Below are 19,813 nucleotides of genomic sequence, written 5' to 3'. Positions count from 1 at the left end.
CGAAAGCGATTGCCTGGAACGGAAATCAACCACTACTTTTAAAAACAAAACACTTTTCCAGGAATCCTTACCATCCTTTAACAAAACGAGTAGGCAGGAGCCGCCTCAATATGGAACCGTTTTATTATTTCAAGCCATACTAATCCGAACTTTCTTCCTATTCCCACTAATTTAGTCCGATATCCTTCCAAAATGGTCCTTTCTTGTGCTAAAGTAAGGAGGAAAACAGGGTTATTAAGGTCCCCGTTTATGTTTTTATGACACTGTATGAAAGAGGTCCTTGCATTGGAAAAAGAATCATGGTTATTTATTGATACAGGAGAAAACACACCCGCTTATAATATGGCTATGGACGAGGCCCTCCTTAACTGGCACAGCCAGGGGCTGATCCCGCCGGTCGTACGGTTTTACACCTGGAACCCTCCTGGGATGTCTGTGGGATACTTTCAGAAGGTGCATGGCAGGATCGATGTGGAGGAAGTACATAGAAAAGGATTTAAATTAGTGCGAAGGCTGACAGGCGGCCGCGCCGTCCTGCATGATAAGGAACTGACATACAGCGTGGTTGTGAGTGAAGGCCATCCTAAAATGCCTAAGGGTGTCACAGAGGCTTATAGAATCATATCCCAGGGCCTTCTCCAAGGCTTTAGGAACCTGGGAATCGACGCCGACCTCGCCATACCTGAGGAAGGAAAAAAAATCGGGAAAACCAATTCGGCTGTCTGCTTTGATGAATCCTCCTGGTATGAGCTGGTCGTCAATGGAAGGAAGTCTGCCGGAAGTGCACAATGCCGCCAAAAAGGCGTCATCCTCCAGCACGGCTCCATCCCGCTTGAGATCGATGAAGAGACCCTTTTTGACTGTTTTATTTATCCGAATGAGCGAGTCAAAGAACGGGCCATGAAGAGCTTCTCAGGGAAAGCGGCCTCTGTTTCTGAGGCGGCAGGACGCAGCATAAGCCTGGAGGAAATAAAGGAAGCCTTTTATAAGGGATTTGCCGAAGGCCTTGATGTCCAATTACAGAAATTTGAGTTAACCCAGGAACAAGTGGAGGAAGTTAATCAGCTTGCTGAAAAATATGAAACGGATGAGTGGAATTATTCCCGCTAAAAGGAGCGTATAAAATGGCAAACCAGCAGGAACATCTTAGGAAGCCAGATTGGCTGAAAATCAAATTGAATACCAATAAGGAGTATACAGGCCTGAAGAAGATGATGAGGGAACAGAATCTTCATACAGTATGTGAAGAAGCCCGATGCCCGAATATCCATGAATGCTGGGCAGTAAGGAAAACGGCTACCTTTATGATTCTCGGCGACATCTGTACAAGGGCCTGCCGTTTCTGTGCCGTAAAGACGGGCCTGCCAACGGAGCTTGACTGGCAGGAGCCGGAAAGAGTAGCCGATTCTGTGGCTGTTATGGGTCTCCGTCATGCTGTCATTACTGCAGTTGCCCGCGATGACCTGAAGGATGGCGGAGCAGCGGTATTTGCCGAAACGGTCCGTGCCGTTCGCAGGAAGTCACCATTCTGCACCATCGAGGTTCTTCCTTCCGATATGAAAGGAGACGACGAAAGCATCATGACCCTCATGGAGGCAAAGCCGGACATTTTCAACCATAATATCGAGACCGTCCGCCGCCTGACCAAACGTGTCCGTGCCGTCGCTACCTATGACCGTTCTCTCCAATTATTGAAAAGAGTCAAGGAGCTAAGCCCTGCCACTCCTACTAAATCAAGCATCATGGTGGGCCTTGGCGAAACGAAGGAAGAAATCATTGAAGCCATGGATGACCTTCGGGCACATGATGTGGACATCATGACCATCGGCCAGTATCTGCAGCCTACGAAAAAGCACTTGAAGGTAGAGCGCTACTATCATCCGGATGAATTTGCCGAGCTCAAGGAAATCGCTTTATCAAAAGGCTTCAGCCATTGTGAAGCCGGTCCGCTTGTAAGATCTTCCTACCATGCGGACGAGCAGGTAAATGCAGCAGCCAAAGAGCGTCAGCTGCAGCCATAAACCGCACCTGGATACAGGTAAAGGGTCCCGTTTTGGGAGCCTTATCATTGAGCTGGACGTTATTGATATATAAAAAAAGTAAACTCGCCTTTGGCGAGTTTCTTTATTAGGAGCTCAGTAGGTCCAAAAAAAACCACCCCTCAAGCATCAAGCTTAAGGAAGGTGGAATGAAAAGGGGATATTATGGAAAAACAATCATGTTTATAGTATGTCCCCAAAGTTTAGGCTTTATACATATTCAATCGATTTATTCTCCGATAGCCTCCAAGATAGCTTTTGCCACTCCGTTTTCATTATTGGAGGCGGTGACAAAGTCACAGATTCTTTGGATGTCAGCAGGAGCATTGCCCATTGCGACAGACCTTCCTACCCGTTCAAACATGGAAACATCATTATAATTATCTCCAATCGCCATGGTATCTTCCAAAGGAATGCCGAGTTTGTTCAGGTACTTTTCGAGGGCCACCCCTTTTTGTGCATCAAGAGCATTGATCTCGAGGTTGTCCCGGCCGGATGCCGTAACGGCAAGACTGCCCACCTGCTTTAGTTCGGATGCTGCCTCTCCAAGCTTTTTGAAATCGACGGAGAAAACAAGAAATTTATAGTAGACAATTTCAGGATTTTCGAAAAGCCTTTCATAGCTGTCGACGATTTTGATTTGAGAGACCTCAAAACGCTTCCGGGCTTCTTCTGTTACTACGACAGGATCTGCTCCCGGATTGGAGGTGAGGAAAATATCAACGAGAAGGGCAAGCGATTTATCTTTATCCTGTGAATATGTACCCTGATTCGTATAAATCTCATAATATAGATCCAGTTTTTTAAGTATGTCTGCGGCTTTTCGGACAGATTCAAAATCCAAGGCATTGGCTTCCACAATATGCCCGTCGGGATCAAGGACGACTGCCCCGTTTATACCGATGATAGAGGATTTAATGCCGGCCTCTGACAGCGCATGGCTCGCTTCCTGGAAGGACCTTCCCGTAGCGATGACGACCTCTATTCCTTTTGCCTTCGCTTTTTCAATGGCTTCAATGTTTTCTTTGCTGATGGACTGTTTTTTATTGATCAATGTTCCATCCATATCAATAGCAATACTTTTAATCAAGGATGCACCAACTTTCTATCGCTAACTCTTACATACCACGTTCTTATTCTAACAAAACCGGGATGAAAATCAGCTTTTATTCAGATATTTGCTTCCTTCCCGGATACTTAATTTCGGAAGCTCATGTGTTTGAATGAAGCCGGCTACAGAATCCGGGCTGGTCTTGGAGTATTCCCTGAGTGCCCAGCCTATGGCTTTCTGAATAAAAAATTCTTTGCTGTCCGCATTTCTTTCGATATACCGGTATAGACGGGCTGCATCTGTTTGCTGCTTATATTTCAGCTGAAATAAAATCGCTGTCCGCCTAAGCCACATATGATCATCCAGGGACCAGCATTCAATATGCTCATCGGCCAGCTCCGGATAAAGAGAGGCAATGGTCCCCACCAGTCCGGCAGCAATGGAATCCACTGTGTCCCACCAGGATTTAGTGACGATAAGCTCCTTAAATAATAATACATCTTCCCTGGAATATTTCTTCACATATTTTGCACAATAATCCAAAGCTGCATACTGCATTTCTCTTTCCTCATAGCTCCATAGCTTTCGGACCAGCTCCGGCGAGAAATTCTGTTTAAAAACTTCCTTCTCCTTAAAAAAATCTGAAACAAGCTTTTTCCTTACCGGAGACTTTATGCCGAAGAAAGAAAAATGATTCTTCATATATGCCTCCATCGGCCCCTTGTCCTCTTTTTTGCCATTCTCACTAAATAACCGATAAAGCTCCTCCGCTATTTCCATTGCTTCCGCTCCATTCCGCTTTCCTGCCTTCTATTCTACACCATTATTTTCCTTTCTGAGAAATGAAGACGCCCCCCCATTCCCAAGCTCTTAATTCCCGTGCAAAAAGGAGCAGGCTATAGGCGTCTGCTCCTTATTATCTGCTGTGGTTTGTATGAGTTCACGTTTTCGAAAATATTCTTCCAGGGCAAAACAGGTTTATTTAATGATATCTGCAAAGACAGCTTGTGTGACGGTCTGCAGGACGCCGGGCTTAAGCTCGATCTGCATGCCGATTCTGCCTCCGCTGACGATGATCCTGTCAAGGCTCTCCGCACTTTCATGGATAAAGGTGGGGTACTGTTTTTTCATTCCAACAGGAGAACAGCCTCCCCTGATGTATCCTGTCCACTTTTGGATATCCTTGACTGGAATCATCTCTATATTCTTTTCATCAGCAGCCCTGGCTGCCTTCTTCAGGTCCAGCTCTTCTGCAACCGGAACGACAAAAACATAGAGCGCACCCGACTTCCCTGCTGTGACAAGGGTCTTGAACACACTTTCAAGCGGACGGCCGATTTTTTCAGCCGCCGAAACCCCATCTATTTTGCCGTCTTTATTTTCATACGTATACATGGAATAATCCAGCTTCTCCTTATCAAGGATCCGCATGGCATTCGTCTTTGCCTGCGCCATCTTTCCTCAGCCCTTTACTTATCTAATTTAAGCTTTGCCAGTGCGTCGGCCAGTGCAGTGTTAATCGGCTCATCCTTCTGCTGGTTTTTCAGGTATTTGTTTACATCCTGCTTTGTAGCTTTCCCGCCTTTTTGCTTATTCCTCTTGTTCTGGAAGACCGAGAGCTTCTCGCGGTGGCCGCAGGAGCAGACAAAAATCTGGCCCTCGCCTTCTCCTCTCAGCTCAAGCTTCTTATGGCAGACTGGGCAGCGTGCATTGGTGGTCCTGGAAACATTTTTCCGGTGGCCGCATTCACGATCCTGGCAGACCAGCATTTTCCCTCTTTTTCCATTCACTTCAAGCATCGGTTTCCCGCAATCCGGGCACATTTTCCCTGTTACATTATCATGCTTAAAGGTTTTGCTGCTGAATTTAATTTCCTGCACGACCGCTTTCGCATAATTTTTCATTTCCCCAATAAACGCATTCTTATTAAGAGAACCTTTCGCTATGCGGTCGAGCTTTTGCTCCCATTCGGCTGTCAATGCAGGTGACTTTAGGTCCTCCGGCACCAGATCAAGAAGCTGGCGTCCTTTCGAGGTGATGAAGATGTCCTTCCCCTTCTTTTCAAGAAGGAAGCTGTTGAACAGTTTATCAATGATATCGGCCCTTGTAGCCACTGTTCCAAGCCCGCCTGTTTTTCCAATCGTCTGAATCAGTTCTTTATCCTCTCCTGCCATGAACTGGACTGGATTCTCCATCGCGGATAAGAGAGTCGCTTCATTAAAATGTGCAGGCGGCTTTGTGCTTCCTTTTGTAAGAACAGCCGAGGACTGCTTCAGGGTATCCCCCGCTTTAATTGGAGGCAGCTGCTGGTCGTCCATGGAATCTGCATCTTCCTCATCAAAGCTGCCATACACTTCCTTCCATCCTGCTGACTGAATGATTTTGCCCTTGGCAGTGAAGAATTCATTCCCGATTTTTGCCTGGATGGTTGTCTGCTCATATTCAAATGGCGGAAGCAATACAGCCAGGAAGCGCTTGACCACAAGATCATAAATTTTGTATTCTTTGTCGCTCAAAGATCCGATATAAAAATCCTGCTCCGTCGGAATGATCGCATGGTGGTCTGATACCTTGCTGTCATCCACAAAGGATTTATTGGCCTTGATGCCAGTGCGGAGAATTTTCGCGCCGATCGAAGCGTATTCCCTCGCCCCAATGGCCTTGATCCGGTCTTTTAAGGTGTCGACGATATCAGAAGTAATATATCTGGAATCGGTCCTAGGATAGGTCAGGACCTTATGCTGCTCATACAGCTTCTGCATAATGGACAGTGTCTCTTTGACAGAATAGCCAAACTTTTTATTCGCATCCCTCTGCAGCTCTGTTAAATCATACAGGGCTGGTGCGTAGGTTTTCTTTAACGACTTTTTGACGTCCGTTACCTGAATAGAATTTCCTTTGACAGCTGCCAGGATTCTCTCCGCCTTATCCTGGTCGAAGGTTTTGATATCCTTTGTCTTTCCATCCTGCCAGGTCAGCCTTAAATCGCCCTCAGCCGCAGCGCTGATGCCATAGTAGGGTTTAGACTTGAAATTTTTGATATCTTCTTCTCTTTTCGCAATGATGGCCAGGGTCGGGGTCTGCACCCTGCCGCAGGAAAGCTGGGCATTATATTTTGTAGTCAGCGCACGCGTAGCATTCAGGCCAACCACCCAGTCAGCTTCGGCACGTGCTACTGCGGATGCATAAAGATTTTCATATTCCTTCCCGCTCTTAAGGCGGCGGAACCCTTCGTTAATCGCTTTATCTGTTACGGAAGAAATCCACAGCCTTTTGACCGGCTTCTTTACATTGGATTTTTCCAGAATCCATCGGGCAACAAGCTCGCCTTCCCGTCCTGCGTCCGTCGCGATGACGATCTCATGGACATCGTTCCGGTTCAGCTGGGCTTTTACCGCCTGGTACTGCTTCCCTGTCTGCTTGATGACCACAAGCTTTAGCGAGTTAGGAAGCATCGGAAGGTCTTCCAGCCTCCAGGCCTTATATTTTTCATCATAGTTTTCAGGGTCTGCCAGGGTCACAAGATGTCCAAGGGCCCAGGTTACAATATATTTATCGCCTTCCAGGTATCCGTTTCCTTTTTTTGTACATTTAAGAACTCTTGCTATATCTCTAGCCACTGATGGCTTCTCTGCTAATACAAGTTGTTTGGGCATTTCATAAACATCCTTTCAATCATCCCATTCGGCTTTAGACACGTGCCTACTGTTAAGTCTAACTGAAATCTGGAAAAATTACACCTATTCGAAGCCTGGACATATCCTGACTGGGAAAAATATGGGGGATGGTATTAACGTCCAAAATTTAGTATGATGGAAGATAGGATTTTTTAAGATTAGCAGCGGAGGTTAATAAACAAATGAGTGTACTCACTGTAGATAAATTAGGACACAGCTTTGGCGACCGCACATTATTTAAAGATGTAACATTCCGGCTTCTTCCCGGCGAGCATGTCGGCCTTGTAGGCGCAAACGGCGTTGGGAAGTCGACGATGATGAATATAATTACCAAACAGCTTATCCATGATACAGGCAGGGTTGAGTGGACCCCAGGCACCCAATACGGCTATCTGGATCAGCATACCGTCCTGTCAAAGGGCAAAACGATCCGCGATGTATTAAACGATGCGTTCCTTCCTCTTTTTGAGCAGGAAAAAGAGCTTAATGAAGTAGCAGAAAAGATGGGAACCGCTACACCTGAAGAACTGGAAGAGCTCCTTGCAAGGATGGGCGAAATTCAGGATAACCTGGATGCGGGCGGATTTTATTCCCTTGATTTAAAGGTTGAAGATGCCGCACGTGGTCTGGGTCTCGATGCCATCGGCCTTGACCGTGATGTATCTGCCCTGAGCGGCGGTCAGCGTACGAAGGTCTTACTGGCGAAGCTTCTTTTGGAGCAGCCAAAGGTCCTTCTTCTCGATGAGCCGACCAACTACCTGGATGTTGAGCATATTAACTGGCTCAGCCGCTATCTCAAAGATTATCCATATGCGTTCCTATTAATTTCGCATGATACCGAATTTATGAACGGCGTTGTGGATATTATTTTCCATCTGGAGTTTTCCAAGCTTACCCGCTATACGGCAACTTATGAAAAGTTCCTTGAGCTGGCTGAAATTAATAAAAACCAGCATATTAATGCTTATGAGAAACAGCAGGAATTCATTAAGAAGCAGGAAGATTTCATTGCAAAAAATAAAGCCCGTTATTCCACTACAGGAAGGGCAAAGAGCCGGCAGAAGCAGCTGGAGCGCCTGGAACGGATTGACCGTCCTGAAACAGCTGCTAAGCCAACCTTTGAATTCAAGGAATCCCGCAGCAGCGGCCGCTATGTATTCGAAGGAGAGGATTTTGAGATCGGATATTCAGCCCCATTGCTTCCTAAACTGAATGTAACGATTGAACGCGGTGAAAAAATTGCGATCGTCGGCTGTAATGGTGTGGGTAAATCCACACTCCTGAAAACCATTTTAGGCAAAATCCAGCCGCTGAGCGGTAAAACGGTTCAGGGTGATTTCCTCCATCCTTCTTATTTCGAACAGGAAGTAAAAGCAGGAAACACAACACCTATTGATGAACTCTGGGCAGCCTTCCCATCCCTCGACCAGGGACAGGTGCGCGGAATTCTTGCGCGCTCCGGTTTGAAAAATGAGCATATTGCCCGCCCGATGAGCCAGCTGAGCGGCGGTGAGCAGGCCAAAGTGCGCCTGACCAAGCTCATGCTGAATGAAAGCAACTGGCTTCTCCTTGATGAGCCGACCAACCACCTTGACGTTACAGCCAAGGACGAGCTCAAACGTGCACTCAAAGACTATAAAGGTACCGTCGTTCTTGTATGCCACGAGCCTGACTTCTACGAAGACTGGGTTACAAAGGTATGGAATGTCGAAGAGTGGGCCGGCCAGGCCTGATCCTTTTGCACCCGCTGATATTGCGGGTGCTTTTTATTTTACAGAAGGATATGAAGCTGCGCGGACTGATCAGGCTAAGCTTTTGATGGATTATGCTCGGAGGCTGTTCGGAGGGGGGCTTCAGAGATGGCTGTGAGCCTGCGTGCGTTCAGCTCGGAAGGTGTAAGAGAAACGTTCTCAGAAGGAGTTATGAATCTGTGTATTCAGGCATAAAAAAACTCGCCACTGTTCCATGGCGAGATGTATTTTTTTTCATCAGTATAGATGCCGATCCCACTGCGATTTCAGCACAAAACTAAAACGGAGCATCTCCTGCAGAAACCGCAAAAACCGGCTCTTTATTTCACAAGATGATGTTTGAAGGCATAGATGACAGCCTGGGTGCGGTCCTGCACGTCCAGTTTGCTGAGGATGTTGCTTACGTGGACTTTTACGGTTTTGAGGGCGATAAATAGTTCGTCCGCCATTTCCTGATTGGTCTTCCCCTGGGCCATGAGCAGGAGAATTTCACTTTCCCGGCTGGTCAGCTGTTCATGGGGCTGCGCTTTCTGCCGCATTTTAACCATCATTTTGCCCGTTACTTCAGGCTCAAGGACGGACTGGCCGTGATATGTATTCCTGACGGCGTCTGCGATTTCGCTGGCCTTCGAGGTTTTGAGCATATAGCTCGTTGCACCCGCCTCCAATGCCGGATAAACCTTTTCGTCATCCAGGAAGCTTGTGACAATGATGATTTTTGCCGCGGGCCATTCTGAGATGATATTTTCGGTTGCTTCAATTCCGTCCATTTCCTTCATGACTAAGTCCATTAGGATAATGTCAGGCTTTAGTTCAAGGGCAAGCTTCACAGCCTGAAAGCCGTTTTCCGCCTCGCCGCATACTTCAATATCAGACTGAGCTGATAAATAGGACCCAACACCGAGCCTGACCATTTCGTGGTCGTCTACAAGCAATACTCGTATCATTTCCTCACTCCTCCATTTTGATGACAGGCACCTTAACCTCAAGGCGCGACCCCTGGTTCTTCACACTGATCAGTTTGAGAGTCCCGCCTATTTCAAGGGCTCTTTCCTGCATATTCTGCATTCCATAGGAGCCTGATTTGGCCTCCTCCACTTCGAAACCGACCCCATCATCCATCACGCGCATGATAATGAAATCGTCCCTTTTGATCAATACTACTTCCAGCGTTGTAGCCTTTGAATGGCGCAGAGTATTGGAGACAGACTCCTGCAGGATCCTGAATAGATGGTCTTCGATTCCCTTATCCGCCATAACAGGCTCCAGCTTGCGCTGAATTTCAAGAGGCACCTTATGCTCCAGCTCGTTCAGCAGCTCTTCAATCCCTTCATGAAGGGATTTTCCCTTCAGGGGTGCCGGGCGCAGATGCAGCAGCAGGGCCCGCATCTCCAGCTGAGACTGATGGATCATTCCTTCTACAAGCTTTAGCTGGGAGCTTTCCAAGGAATTTTCTTCTTTTGATTCATTGATAGCCGACATCAGCATCGAGGCGGCGAACAGCTGCTGGCTGACTGAATCATGGAGCTCACGGGCCAGCCGGTTTCTTTCCTGAGAAACGATTTCCTGGATGCGGGCTTCCTGGACCTCCGCTTTTTCATTGGCCAGCTTTTGTGACTGTTTGATCTGTTCCTTCATATGAGCCTGTATGGTGCTGATTTTCTTTCGGATGACCTTCATTTCTGCTGCCGCATCTCTTGCATCAGAAATTTCGCTTCCTTCTTCAAGATCATAAAGGGCATCATTAATGGAAGCGATCTGTCTTTTCCAGTAGACGCCGTACCAAAGTCCGACCACAAGTCCCAATAGCAGGCTCACTCCCACCAGAAAAACCGCAACCGGATAGCCGCCGACCTGTTTATACCAGAGAAGATCCAGGCTCTGCAGCGGGAAAATAATAAAGTAAACAATGGAAATAAACAATAAAAATACAAGGGAAAGGATGATCCCAAAACTGATTTGGCGCAGAACGATATTCATATTCTTTTCACCTCTAGGTCGCCAGAGATGAGGGAGGTCATGATTTTCACTTTTTGAGGTGCATCCTCATAGCCCCCAGTCTGATAGATGATGTTTTGGTTGAACATTTTCGGTTCCTGCTCCTGTAGAATCCGTGCTGAACCAATCAAGGCGGAATGATTTACAGAGATCTCCATATCGTATGGAATCAGGATCCTGACATTTCCTATTAAATGGCGGATGGAGATAATGGACTCTCCCTTTGGCAGGACTGTATAGCTCAGGTCGATGACCGTGTCCCCAAAGGCTCCCTGGATGTTCACATCTCTCCACTCATAGGCGTATTCTTGGGTATTCAAAAGTCCATAGAGGCGGTTCTTGAACAGGGGGGCTTTCTTATAGATGGTCTCTGCCTTTTTATCACCCGCTTTTTCCAGGATGATTGGCTTCACTTTTTTGGGGTTTTGCCTGGATTGATTATACTGGACGAAGAAATAGACCACTAACGCCAGTACAAAAAACTTGGCTGCATACATATTGAATACCGTAACGACCAAAGAGAAAATCCCCAGCCAGAATACAATCATCCCAATCGTTTTATGATATTTCTTCCTTCCCCAATAGATAAATAAGGCAGAGGCTAAAAGAGAGAATATGGAACCCGTATGAAAAAATAAGAGCTCAAGAGTAATCAGAAAAAATGAGAGCCATATCAGCCGGTTTATATGTTCAATCTTCAATTTATTCAGCACGGAGATCCGCCCCCTTCAAGATTTATATCCGCTTTAAAAGGCGCAGGATGCCTGCGCCTTGGTTCCGTCTTCCAACTTGGACAGTTACTTATAGAATATCATGTTTCATCCCGGAATTTGACTGGCTTTCATTATTTCTTAATTCTTTTTCAAGCTTTTCAATTTTCCCGTCGATCGTGCTGTGAAGATAGGAGGTGGACACCTTCTGCTCCAGGCGGTCCAGATATCCTTCAAGATCCTTGAACCGGGGCTCGGCTTTCCCTTCATACTCCGATTGCTGCAGGACCGAATTCATTTTCTGGTTCGCACGGGCTATGTTCTCACGTCCCATCAGCTCCAGGCGCTTGATCTGCATATCTTTTAGCTTATGCTTCATTTCTTCGTACTTTCTTTCCAGCTCATCCAGCTGGCTGATTGCCTCTTCATATACCTTTTTAAGATAAGATGCACGCTCACCATAATGTGCCGCTTCTCGCACAGCAAATTCGTATAGTTCATTTTCCCCTGCCTGCTGTGCCACTTCAGCCTGATGCTTTCTTTTTTCAGCCATTTCCTTTGCGCTGTCCAATTCACGATTGAATTCTTCCTTCAACAGATACTGGCGTTCTACCAATTTACGAACACGCTCAACCTCATTTTCGCAGTCCCTAAGATATTGATTCAAAAGCGATAATGGATTTTTCTGCTCCTTTTCGTCGAGCAGAGAGTGAAAGTCCGCAACAACCGTTTCCTTGATTCTAGTAAATAAGTTTCCCATTTAAAATCTCTCCTTTTTTAGGTTTCATTTTTTCTTTTATTTCAATTTGGACCATTCTCTTTCAAAGTTTGTAAATGGATCGCTCTCTTTTTGCGGTTCTTCTGTTTTGTTCCAATTTCTAAAAACCATGTACAACACAAATGCTGCTGCCAGGCCAAGGACCGCCGGGATATTGGAGATAGCTGAGACTACTACGATCAAACCTAAGCCGCCCCACAGAATTCTTTTCCACACCGTCTTCGCCTTCACAAACCTCTTAGCCACCAGGTAAAGAATAGCAACGCTTATCACAAGCCCGATTATATGTCCCAGGTTCGCCATGAGAATAACGGCTGCTATTACACCTGCTGCAATCAATCCAAATTTTTTCATTTCGTTGTTCCTCCTTTCTATAGCTCTATCTTATCTACATTGCTGATTTCTCATAACGTCCTCCAGCTATATTTTCAATTAGGACTTGAGGCGTAGCGGGCCTACGTCTCCTTAATATAATGGTGTTGTTTATACATCAAATTTTGGCTTATCCTTATTGAGAGCAGTTAATCGGATGTCTCCCCTTATATCTGTTCTTATGCTTCCTCAGTGTACATTAGCCTGAAATTCACCACCTTTGAATTCTCCTTAGTCTATGGATTCTAAAGCCTAGAAAAAAAGAAAAAAAGGATGAAGGCGGCTTCATCCTTTTATCTGTTTATTTCCGTTCGTCTCCATATAGATGCATAGCCTTCTGGAGGAAGGCGGAAAGTCCCTGCCTGTATTTGTCGATGTTAGCCGTGAAACGGGCGTCCTCCACATATAGATCTCCAAGACCGCTGAAGATCTCGACGGTGCAATCATAATAATGGGCGCTGATGAATGAGCGGTATTCATCCAGGGTCTTTTGAACCTCCGGATCGTCCGGGCCATTTTCCATCAGTCCCGCAAGTTTATAAAAAATACGGTCTGTGCTCTCCTGGATCTTTTTCCAATCATCAGGGGTATAGGCAGCAGTCCTTTTTTCGCTTTCCCCGGCTTTCTTGCCGTACTTCTGCCTGACTTCCTCCCGGTATCGGTCTTTATATTTTTCAATCTCGCTTACATCGAAGCCATGAAATTGGTCCTTACTGTCCATTGTGTTTCCTCCTTCTAGATTTTCTATTGAGAGATTAATGGTCTGAATGATCTGTTCCAGCCTATTTTGTTTCGCTAGGAGCATCTTCTTTTGAGCCAGGAGAGCCTCCCTTCTGTCAAAATCCGGGTTATCCAGAATGTCTTTGACTTCTGCCAAAGGAAATTCTAATTCCTTTAAAAATAAAATCTGCTGAAGACGAGTCAAGTTTTCGTCAGAATAAGTCCGATGTCCGGCGCTGTTCACCCACTGCGGCTTTAGAAGTCCAATTTCATCATAGTGATGGAGCGTCCTTACACTTATCCCGGTCATTTCTGACACTTCCTTTACCTTATAAGCCACCAATACCACCTCCGGTTTCAAGGATACCTCCTCACGCAGCGTGAGGTTCAATCCTTTTTTTCAACTATTTTTCTTACTCTCTAAAAATTATAGAAAATGGGTCATTCGTGAATATTAAGGAGATGAAGGGGTAAATTTTGTAAGAATATGTTCGGTGTATTCCCCCATTAACGATTCAGGAGGTACTTATGAATGAAAACCAGCAAAGCCAGATGCCTGTAAAACCGGAGCCTTATTGGCGTGTATCCTCTCAGATTCAGTCTTTTCCGCCATTGAACGAAAACATCGAGACGGATATTGCCATTGTAGGCGGCGGCATTACCGGAATTACAGCTGCCTATCTGCTTTTAAAAGAAGGACGCAGAGTGACCCTTATTGACGCAGACAATATCCTGAATGGAATTACAGCCCATACAACTGCAAAAATTTCTGCCCAGCACAGTTTAATTTACGCAACGCTGATCGAACAGCATGGAGAAGAAAATGCAAAGCTTTATTACGAGGCAAATCAGGCTGCTTTGGAGTTTATCCGGAATCTTGTTTCGGAGCAGGATATTTCCTGCGATTTTTCGAACGAGGATGCGTATGTTTTTACAGAATCGAGCGAGTATCTCCCAAAGCTTCAGGATGAGATCAGAGCCTATGAAAAACTTGGGATTGATGGGACATTTGCGGATAAAACACCGCTTTCCTTCCCGGTAAAAGGTGCGGTTGTCATGAAAAATCAGGCTCAGTTTCATCCGTTGAAATATCTTTCACATCTGGTGGATGAGATCGTCCAGATGGGTGGAAACATCTATGAAAATACGACGGCCGGAGATATCAAAAAAGGACCTCCGCTAAAAATCGCTCTTAAAAATGAAAATAAAAATGAAATTACCTGCAATCACGTGCTGATCTGTTCCCATTATCCATTCTATAGCAAGGAGGGGAAGTATTTCACCCGGCTTTCACAGGAAAGATCTTATGTGATTGCGGTTAAAACAGAGAAGGAATTTCCAGGCGGCATGTATATTAATGCAGAGAAGCCCACGCGTTCCCTTCGCTATACCATGATTGACGGAGAAAAAGCCGTTCTTTTTGGCGGTGACGGCCATAAAACCGGACAGGACCTGGATACAAAGGATTATTATGAGGAGCTTGTCCCGTATGCCGAGAAGACCTATGGCATTAAGGACATACCTTACCGGTGGTCCGCACAGGATATCCATACCCTCGATGGGGTCCCTTATATAGGGAAGCTTACAGAGGATTATGACAATGTCTTCGTGGCGACCGGATATGCCAAATGGGGGATGACAAACGGAACGAACGCCGCACTCTTGATGCGTGACATGGTTATGGGCCGGGACAATCCCTATGAGCAGGTGTTTACGCCCCAGCGTTTCAAGGCTAATCCATCCATTAAGAACTTTATTAAAGATAACGCTGATGTCGCGAAGCATTTTGTCGAAGGCAAGCTGGATAAGCCCAACCATACCTTAGAGGATGTCGGAGTTGATGAAGCGAAGGTTGTAGAGGTGAATGGACAGAGGGCCGGGGCCTACCGAGATCAGAACGGCAGGCTTCATCTCGTGGATACCACCTGCACCCATATGTATTGTGAGCTGAATTGGAATAGCGGCGACCGTTCATGGGACTGCCCTTGTCATGGTTCACGTTTCGGAGTGGACGGCGAAGTTCTTGAAGGACCGGCCAAAACCCCACTTAAAAAAGTTGACCTGCCTGAATAAGAAAGAAAAAAGCCAGACGGCAGGGATTATTCCTGCCAGGCCTGGCTTTTTATTTTTCGGTGCCGAATACAATGGAATTCTGTTTCCGGGCGGTTTCTGTAATATGAAGGACCGTTCTGCTGAGTTCTTTCAGTCTTTGATACTCTTCTTGGTCATTGGTTTCAATGACCTTTACCAGATTCTCAATTTCATACACCATGTCTTCTTCCTTCTGCTGGACACCGAATGTTTCCTTCTCTCCGGTTTTATGGGTAATAAGCTCTATGGTCTTAATCGGCGTCACCTTATCCAGCACAATCGAGCCTTTCTCTCCATGAATTTCACTTGGAATATAAGAATGGGTAATCTTAGAGAAAAGGATGGTGCAGACAAAGGAACCGTAATTCAATACGAGTGTACCGCTCCCGTCTATCCCATTCCGCAGAAGAACAGGGCTAAAGAAAACAGAATCAGGCTTCCCAAATAATCCGACCGCCGCATAAATGGGGTAGACCCCAAGATCCGTAAGCGCTCCTCCAGAAAACGCTGGAGAAAAGACGTTCGGTTCTTCTCCTCTTAAAAAAGCATCATACCTGGAGGAATACTGCAGGTAACTAAATAAAACACTGCGAATTTCACCCGCTCTATGAAGTTGATCCTTTAATATTGTGAAGTTGGGAAGATGAATATTACGGATTGCTTCTAATACAAATACCCCGTGCTTCTCCGCAAGGCTGTAAATCTCTTCCCATTCCTTCAGGTTGGAGAAGATCGGCTTCTCGCAGATTACATGCTTATTATGCTCGATAAAAATTTTGGCATGCTCAAAGTGATGCGAGTTAGGAGACGCGATATACACCACTTCCACTTCATCGCTTCCAGCCATCTCCTCCAGAGAATCAAATGCATGAGGAGCATGGTTCTTGTCTGCAAATTCCCTTGCAGCCTCCATGGTCCGTGAATATACAGATGTTAAGGTTAATTTTCCTGATAAACCCGCAGCCTGGATAAAGGATTCGGTAATCCAGCTTGTGCCGATCGTTCCGAGCTTCATGAGCAGCAGCCCCTTTTTTCAATGATTGTTTTAGTATAAACCAGCCCGGCTGTTTTCGAAAGAAAGAAGCGAAATTGCCTCTCATAACTTCTTGAAAAAGCAACAATCCTTTAGAAAAGATCTCAAATTAAAAAATAGACCTCCCACAATCTGCGGAAGGTTTGATATGTCGTCATTTTTCCTGAAGTTCACTATTTTTCGTTTCTTTTCCGAAGAAAAAGACAGCCGCTGCCCCAATGAGGACGGCTACGCAGAAAATCGTGAAGATGGAAGTAATGCTGGTTTTCTGTGCAACGAGATATCCTACAAGCAGGGGTCCCAGCACTCCGCCCACACGGCCGATGGCCGCCGCCATACCGGCCCCAGCTCCTCGGATGATGGTTGGATACTGTTCCGGTGTATACGCATAAAGTGCTCCCCAGGCTCCCAAATTAAAGAAGGAAAGGAAGATTCCCGATGTGATCAGGAGTCCCAGCGAATCAGCCTGTCCAAAGAAATAAGCGCTGACTGCGGTACCGATCAAATACGTTACAAGTACAAACTTCCTGCCGATTTTTTCAATGAACCAAGCAGCCGTAAAATAGCCCGGCAGCTGGGCAAGCGTCATGATGAGCACATATTCAAAGCTTTTGATCAGCGTAAAGCCTTTTATGACCATCACACTTGGAAGCCAGAGAAACATTCCATAATAGGAAAATACCACACAGAACCATAAGACCCAGAGAGTCATCGTCTGGCCGCGGTATTTCTTCGCCCACACCCCTGAGAGGTTTTCCCAAACGGAAGGTTTAGGAGCTGCCTTCATTTTTTCATAACGGGGGGAGTCCGGCAGACCCAGCCTCAGATATAAGGCATATAAGGCAGGGATGACAGAAATCAACAGCGCCGCCTGCCACCCGTAATGAGGGATGACGAAGTACGAAATCAGGGCTGCCAGCAGCCAGCCTCCTGCCCAGAAGCTCTCCAATAATACAACCACACGGCCCCTTTTCTCAGCCGGGACGCTCTCAGAAACCAGTGTGGAGGCAACCGGAAGCTCTCCTCCAAGGCCCATGCCGATTATAAAGCGCAAAATAAGAAACAGCGCCAAGCTTCCTGTAAAAGCGGACAGTCCGCTTCCAATTGAAAACAGTAAAAGGGTGATGATAAATACATTTTTCCTGCCGATCCGGTCTGCCAAAAGACCGAAAATAAGAGCACCCGCTGCCATGCCGATGGAGTTCACACTGCCGATCCAGCCAACCTCCTTGGATGACAGCCCCCATTCTGAAGAAAGGGCTACCAGAATGAAAGAAAGCATCCCCACATCCATCGCATCAAACAGCCAGCCCAGACCCGCTACGCCCAAAAGCTTTCTATTGCCTTTATGTATTGCCTGTTGGTTTGTTTCCATAGATCCTCCTGTTTTTAAAGCCCCTATATACAGCATGTCCATATCAGAGCTAAAAGAAAAATAATAAAGCCTGTTTTCTGAAAGACGTCGTTATAACGGCATTCTCATGAAAAATCTTTGGTAAACTATTGTTGATTTACGTTCCAGCTGCGAACTGAAATCAACCTGCTGCTTTAATACATAGCATACTTTAATAAAAAGTAATGACACCAGAAATATATCAGGTGTCATTACACTTGTAAAGAATTATTTTTCCTGAAGGAGACTTTTATGAATCCAGATGGCAGCCTGGAGACCATCTCCCATGGCGATGGCCGTCTGTTCAGAGTGAACCGTCACATCCCCCGCCGCCCATACACCCTTTACATTTGTCTCCTGGGTACGCCTGTTGACTTTGATATGATTATTTTCCAGCACCTCGACACCCAGCTGCTTTGCAATCCCTGATCGTACTTCATTTCCTCCAAAGGCTAAAAAGCATTTCCCTGCTGAAAGGAGCCGGCCATCCGCCAATTGGAACCCTGTAAAGTCCCCCTTCTCAACGATAGCCTCTTTAATGGGAATATGGATATACTGGATATTCTTTTCCTTCAGTTTTTTCATGATCCTGGAGTCGACTTTCTTTTGCTCATGATTGATATAGATTAGCCGGTCCGTCCAATAAGACAGCGTCAGCGCCATATTGGCTCCCGGATTTCCAGACCCCGCTACAAGGGTGAGCTGATCCTTGATTTCATAGCCGTCACAATCCGGGCAGATATAAACACTGCTACCAAGGCACTGATAAATTTCAGGCATATCCGGGATCCGGTCCAGGATACCTGTGGCAATCAGAATCCTTTTCGCCTCAAGTGCAGAACCCTGCTTTGTTTTAACACGAAAGATATGATCTCCTTTTTCTGCCGAAATCACGGTATCCTCCATGAATTGAATTCCCACACTTTCAGCCTGCTGCCGGCCCAGCTTTCTTAACTGCTCCCCGCTGACCCCGTCCGGCCAGCCAAGGATATTATGATATGTCCGGCAGAGGTTGGACCTCCCCTGATTAGAATCAATGACAAGAGCGCTGCGCTGCGCCCTCCCAAGCTGAATGGCGGCCTGAAGCCCTGCTATCCCGCCTCCGATTATGATTACTTCATATTCCATAAGTATGCTCCTTCTCCGCTAAAGCCTGGATAATCCTCCAGACTTAGTATTTTATAAATGTATATGCTGTATGCGAAAACCAGGCTGAATGCAGTCCTGCCATAGAAAATTATCCCTATAAGAAAAGCCTGAATTAAAAGGAAATATATGTTGCCTTTATCCAGCCCGGACAGATATTAAACAAAAAAAAGTAAACAAAAAAAGCCCTATACAAAGGGCTTGGCTTTACGCAGCTTTTCTGGAAACTAGGGATGAGTTCCTTTTTTTAAAGAAATTCAGGGAGAGCTGAAAAATGGGGCTTTGGATGAGTGTATAAATAAATGACATAATAAACACGGGACCGCCAAGAATAAGGCCAATCACAAGGACTGCGCTTTCTACGGCGATTCTGGCAGTGCTGACAGAAATACCTGTCCTTTCGGCAAGCGAAAGCATAAAGCCATCTCTTGGTCCAGCCCCTATACCGGCCGCTACATATAAGCCTCCTCCGATTCCGGTAAGTGCGATGGCACACACTATAATTACATAATCCAGCCAGGTATGTGTGGCATGCGGCAATATATCAAGCCATAGAAAGAAATCGATCATGGGTCCGATCAGGAGCGCATTTAAAAAGGTTCCGATGCTGATGTATTTTCTAGCCGTAAAGGCCGAAATGCAGATAAGGAAAAGACCTGCTGCCACTCCCCAGAATCCTATGGAGATGCCAAAACGGCCGTATAATGCTACACTAAGCACATCCCATGGATGAAGGCCCAAATGCTGCACCTTTACAGCAGCTGAAGTGCCCAGGGCAAATAAGGCAAGGCCGCAGAAAAACATGAGATACCGAATCAGCAAAGACATGTATATCTTCAGCTCCTCTTGTGAAATATGTTATTTATTGTAAAGGTTTTGACTGTACATGTATAGCGGACAATTCTCCATAGGGAATAGCCGCCTCTCAGATTCTGGACTCAAAACTATGAGAAAACCGCCGTAAATAATAAAAACCCTGTATTTATCCTATATATTCAAGTAAAATTATTAATATTAATTTTCAGCCTTCGCAGCTAATTTTTTAAAAGAAAGT

18 protein-coding genes are annotated in these 19,813 nt (G+C 45.9%); 4 read left to right on the top strand and 14 right to left on the bottom strand.

The genetic code is table 11. The features are described 5' to 3' along the window. Nucleotides 1-285: 285 nt before the first annotated feature. Together H539_RS0125850 and lipA are read left to right on the top strand one after the other, a co-directional pair. Complete coding sequence (locus tag H539_RS0125850) at nucleotides 286-1,110, top strand: lipoate--protein ligase family protein (protein WP_026695930.1); 825 nt, start codon at nucleotides 286-288, stop codon at nucleotides 1,108-1,110. Between the two features lie 14 nt (nucleotides 1,111-1,124). Next, nucleotides 1,125-2,021, top strand: coding sequence for a lipoyl synthase (lipA, locus tag H539_RS0125845; RefSeq protein WP_026695929.1), 897 nt, complete (start codon nucleotides 1,125-1,127; stop codon nucleotides 2,019-2,021). Between the two features lie 247 nt (nucleotides 2,022-2,268). On the opposite strand, the gene H539_RS0125840 is transcribed toward lipA, so the two are convergent. From H539_RS0125840 to H539_RS0125825, 4 genes are all read right to left on the bottom strand, one after another. Continuing rightward, nucleotides 2,269-3,129 (bottom strand): Cof-type HAD-IIB family hydrolase, encoded by an 861-nt coding sequence (locus H539_RS0125840; RefSeq protein WP_026695928.1) that lies wholly within the window; start codon nucleotides 3,127-3,129, stop codon nucleotides 2,269-2,271. A 69-nt stretch (nucleotides 3,130-3,198) separates the two neighbouring features. Further along, nucleotides 3,199-3,870, bottom strand: a complete 672-nt coding sequence (locus H539_RS0125835; protein ID WP_026695927.1) for a DNA alkylation repair protein — start codon at nucleotides 3,868-3,870, stop codon at nucleotides 3,199-3,201. Nucleotides 3,871-4,068: 198 nt separating this feature from the next. Then, on the bottom strand, nucleotides 4,069-4,545 hold the full coding sequence (ybaK, locus tag H539_RS0125830; protein ID WP_026695926.1) for a Cys-tRNA(Pro) deacylase: 477 nt from the start codon (nucleotides 4,543-4,545) through the stop codon (nucleotides 4,069-4,071). A 14-nt stretch (nucleotides 4,546-4,559) separates the two neighbouring features. Further along, nucleotides 4,560-6,746, bottom strand: coding sequence for a DNA topoisomerase III (locus H539_RS0125825; protein WP_026695925.1), 2,187 nt, complete (start codon nucleotides 6,744-6,746; stop codon nucleotides 4,560-4,562). A gap of 203 nt (nucleotides 6,747-6,949) precedes the next feature. Between H539_RS0125825 and H539_RS0125820 the strand changes: the two genes are divergently transcribed. Next, on the top strand, nucleotides 6,950-8,500 hold the full coding sequence (locus H539_RS0125820; RefSeq protein ID WP_026695924.1) for an ABC-F family ATP-binding cassette domain-containing protein: 1,551 nt from the start codon (nucleotides 6,950-6,952) through the stop codon (nucleotides 8,498-8,500). A 338-nt stretch (nucleotides 8,501-8,838) separates the two neighbouring features. Here H539_RS0125820 and H539_RS0125805 read toward each other — a convergent pair whose 3' ends face one another. The 6 genes from H539_RS0125805 to H539_RS0125780 form a co-directional block, all read right to left on the bottom strand. Continuing rightward, a complete protein-coding gene (locus H539_RS0125805; protein WP_026695923.1) occupies nucleotides 8,839-9,465 on the bottom strand; it encodes a response regulator transcription factor in 627 nt (208 codons plus the stop codon). 4 nt (nucleotides 9,466-9,469) lie between these two features. Further along, entirely contained in the window at nucleotides 9,470-10,498 is a 1,029-nt protein-coding gene (locus tag H539_RS0125800; protein ID WP_026695922.1) for a sensor histidine kinase, read from the bottom strand. Beyond that, on the bottom strand, nucleotides 10,495-11,229 hold the full coding sequence (gene liaF, locus H539_RS0125795; protein ID WP_026695921.1) for a cell wall-active antibiotics response protein LiaF: 735 nt from the start codon (nucleotides 11,227-11,229) through the stop codon (nucleotides 10,495-10,497). The genes H539_RS0125800 and liaF overlap by 4 nt, the downstream gene beginning before the upstream one ends. 88 nt (nucleotides 11,230-11,317) lie before the next feature. Continuing rightward, the gene (locus H539_RS0125790; protein ID WP_026695920.1) at nucleotides 11,318-11,986 is read right to left on the bottom strand and encodes a PspA/IM30 family protein; all 669 of its coding nucleotides are present in this window, start codon (nucleotides 11,984-11,986) and stop codon (nucleotides 11,318-11,320) included. A gap of 36 nt (nucleotides 11,987-12,022) precedes the next feature. Further along, nucleotides 12,023-12,358 carry a lmo0954 family membrane protein gene (locus H539_RS0125785; RefSeq protein ID WP_026695919.1) on the bottom strand — a complete coding sequence of 112 codons (336 nt, stop codon included), beginning with the start codon at nucleotides 12,356-12,358 and terminating at the stop codon, nucleotides 12,023-12,025. A gap of 319 nt (nucleotides 12,359-12,677) precedes the next feature. Next, on the bottom strand, nucleotides 12,678-13,457 hold the full coding sequence (locus tag H539_RS0125780) for a MerR family transcriptional regulator (RefSeq protein WP_245602266.1): 780 nt from the start codon (nucleotides 13,455-13,457) through the stop codon (nucleotides 12,678-12,680). A gap of 167 nt (nucleotides 13,458-13,624) precedes the next feature. Here H539_RS0125780 and H539_RS0125775 point away from each other — a divergent pair, with 167 nt between their 5' ends. Beyond that, on the top strand, nucleotides 13,625-15,169 hold the full coding sequence (locus H539_RS0125775; RefSeq protein ID WP_245602265.1) for an FAD-dependent oxidoreductase: 1,545 nt from the start codon (nucleotides 13,625-13,627) through the stop codon (nucleotides 15,167-15,169). 49 nt (nucleotides 15,170-15,218) lie between these two features. On the opposite strand, the gene H539_RS0125770 is transcribed toward H539_RS0125775, so the two are convergent. From H539_RS0125770 to H539_RS0125755, 4 genes are all read right to left on the bottom strand, one after another. Continuing rightward, nucleotides 15,219-16,202: a Gfo/Idh/MocA family protein gene (locus H539_RS0125770; protein WP_026695916.1), complete on the bottom strand. Its 984-nt coding sequence runs from the start codon at nucleotides 16,200-16,202 to the stop codon at nucleotides 15,219-15,221. A gap of 172 nt (nucleotides 16,203-16,374) precedes the next feature. Continuing rightward, nucleotides 16,375-17,595: an MFS transporter gene (locus H539_RS0125765; RefSeq protein ID WP_051348815.1), complete on the bottom strand. Its 1,221-nt coding sequence runs from the start codon at nucleotides 17,593-17,595 to the stop codon at nucleotides 16,375-16,377. Nucleotides 17,596-17,841: 246 nt separating this feature from the next. Then, a complete protein-coding gene (locus H539_RS0125760) occupies nucleotides 17,842-18,741 on the bottom strand; it encodes an NAD(P)/FAD-dependent oxidoreductase (RefSeq protein ID WP_026695914.1) in 900 nt (299 codons plus the stop codon). Between the two features lie 225 nt (nucleotides 18,742-18,966). After that, a complete protein-coding gene (locus H539_RS0125755) occupies nucleotides 18,967-19,587 on the bottom strand; it encodes a YczE/YyaS/YitT family protein (RefSeq protein WP_026695913.1) in 621 nt (206 codons plus the stop codon). Nucleotides 19,588-19,813: the final 226 nt, after the last annotated feature.

It is taken from the genome of Peribacillus kribbensis DSM 17871 (assembly GCF_000430765.1).
GTDB lineage: Bacteria > Bacillota > Bacilli > Bacillales > DSM-1321 > Paraperibacillus > Paraperibacillus kribbensis.
Note: the sequence above shows the minus strand (reverse complement) of the source record. Positions and strands in the feature narration are given on the sequence as shown.

Excerpts from the sequence above, each read along its gene's own strand:
- lipA (WP_026695929.1), top strand. The coding sequence starts at position 1,125 with ATGGCAAACCAGCAGGAACATCTTAGGAAGCCAGATTGGCTGAAAATC.
- H539_RS0125835 (WP_026695927.1), bottom strand. The coding sequence starts at position 3,870 with ATGGAAATAGCGGAGGAGCTTTATCGGTTATTTAGTGAGAATGGCAAA.
- ybaK (WP_026695926.1), bottom strand. The coding sequence starts at position 4,545 with ATGGCGCAGGCAAAGACGAATGCCATGCGGATCCTTGATAAGGAGAAG.
- H539_RS0125825 (WP_026695925.1), bottom strand. The coding sequence starts at position 6,746 with ATGCCCAAACAACTTGTATTAGCAGAGAAGCCATCAGTGGCTAGAGAT.
- H539_RS0125820 (WP_026695924.1), top strand. The coding sequence starts at position 6,950 with ATGAGTGTACTCACTGTAGATAAATTAGGACACAGCTTTGGCGACCGC.
- H539_RS0125805 (WP_026695923.1), bottom strand. The coding sequence starts at position 9,465 with ATGATACGAGTATTGCTTGTAGACGACCACGAAATGGTCAGGCTCGGT.
- H539_RS0125800 (WP_026695922.1), bottom strand. The coding sequence starts at position 10,498 with ATGAATATCGTTCTGCGCCAAATCAGTTTTGGGATCATCCTTTCCCTT.
- H539_RS0125790 (WP_026695920.1), bottom strand. The coding sequence starts at position 11,986 with ATGGGAAACTTATTTACTAGAATCAAGGAAACGGTTGTTGCGGACTTT.
- H539_RS0125785 (WP_026695919.1), bottom strand. The coding sequence starts at position 12,358 with ATGAAAAAATTTGGATTGATTGCAGCAGGTGTAATAGCAGCCGTTATT.
- H539_RS0125775 (WP_245602265.1), top strand. The coding sequence starts at position 13,625 with ATGAATGAAAACCAGCAAAGCCAGATGCCTGTAAAACCGGAGCCTTAT.
- H539_RS0125770 (WP_026695916.1), bottom strand. The coding sequence starts at position 16,202 with ATGAAGCTCGGAACGATCGGCACAAGCTGGATTACCGAATCCTTTATC.
- H539_RS0125765 (WP_051348815.1), bottom strand. The coding sequence starts at position 17,595 with ATGGAAACAAACCAACAGGCAATACATAAAGGCAATAGAAAGCTTTTG.
- H539_RS0125760 (WP_026695914.1), bottom strand. The coding sequence starts at position 18,741 with ATGGAATATGAAGTAATCATAATCGGAGGCGGGATAGCAGGGCTTCAG.
- H539_RS0125755 (WP_026695913.1), bottom strand. The coding sequence starts at position 19,587 with ATGTCTTTGCTGATTCGGTATCTCATGTTTTTCTGCGGCCTTGCCTTA.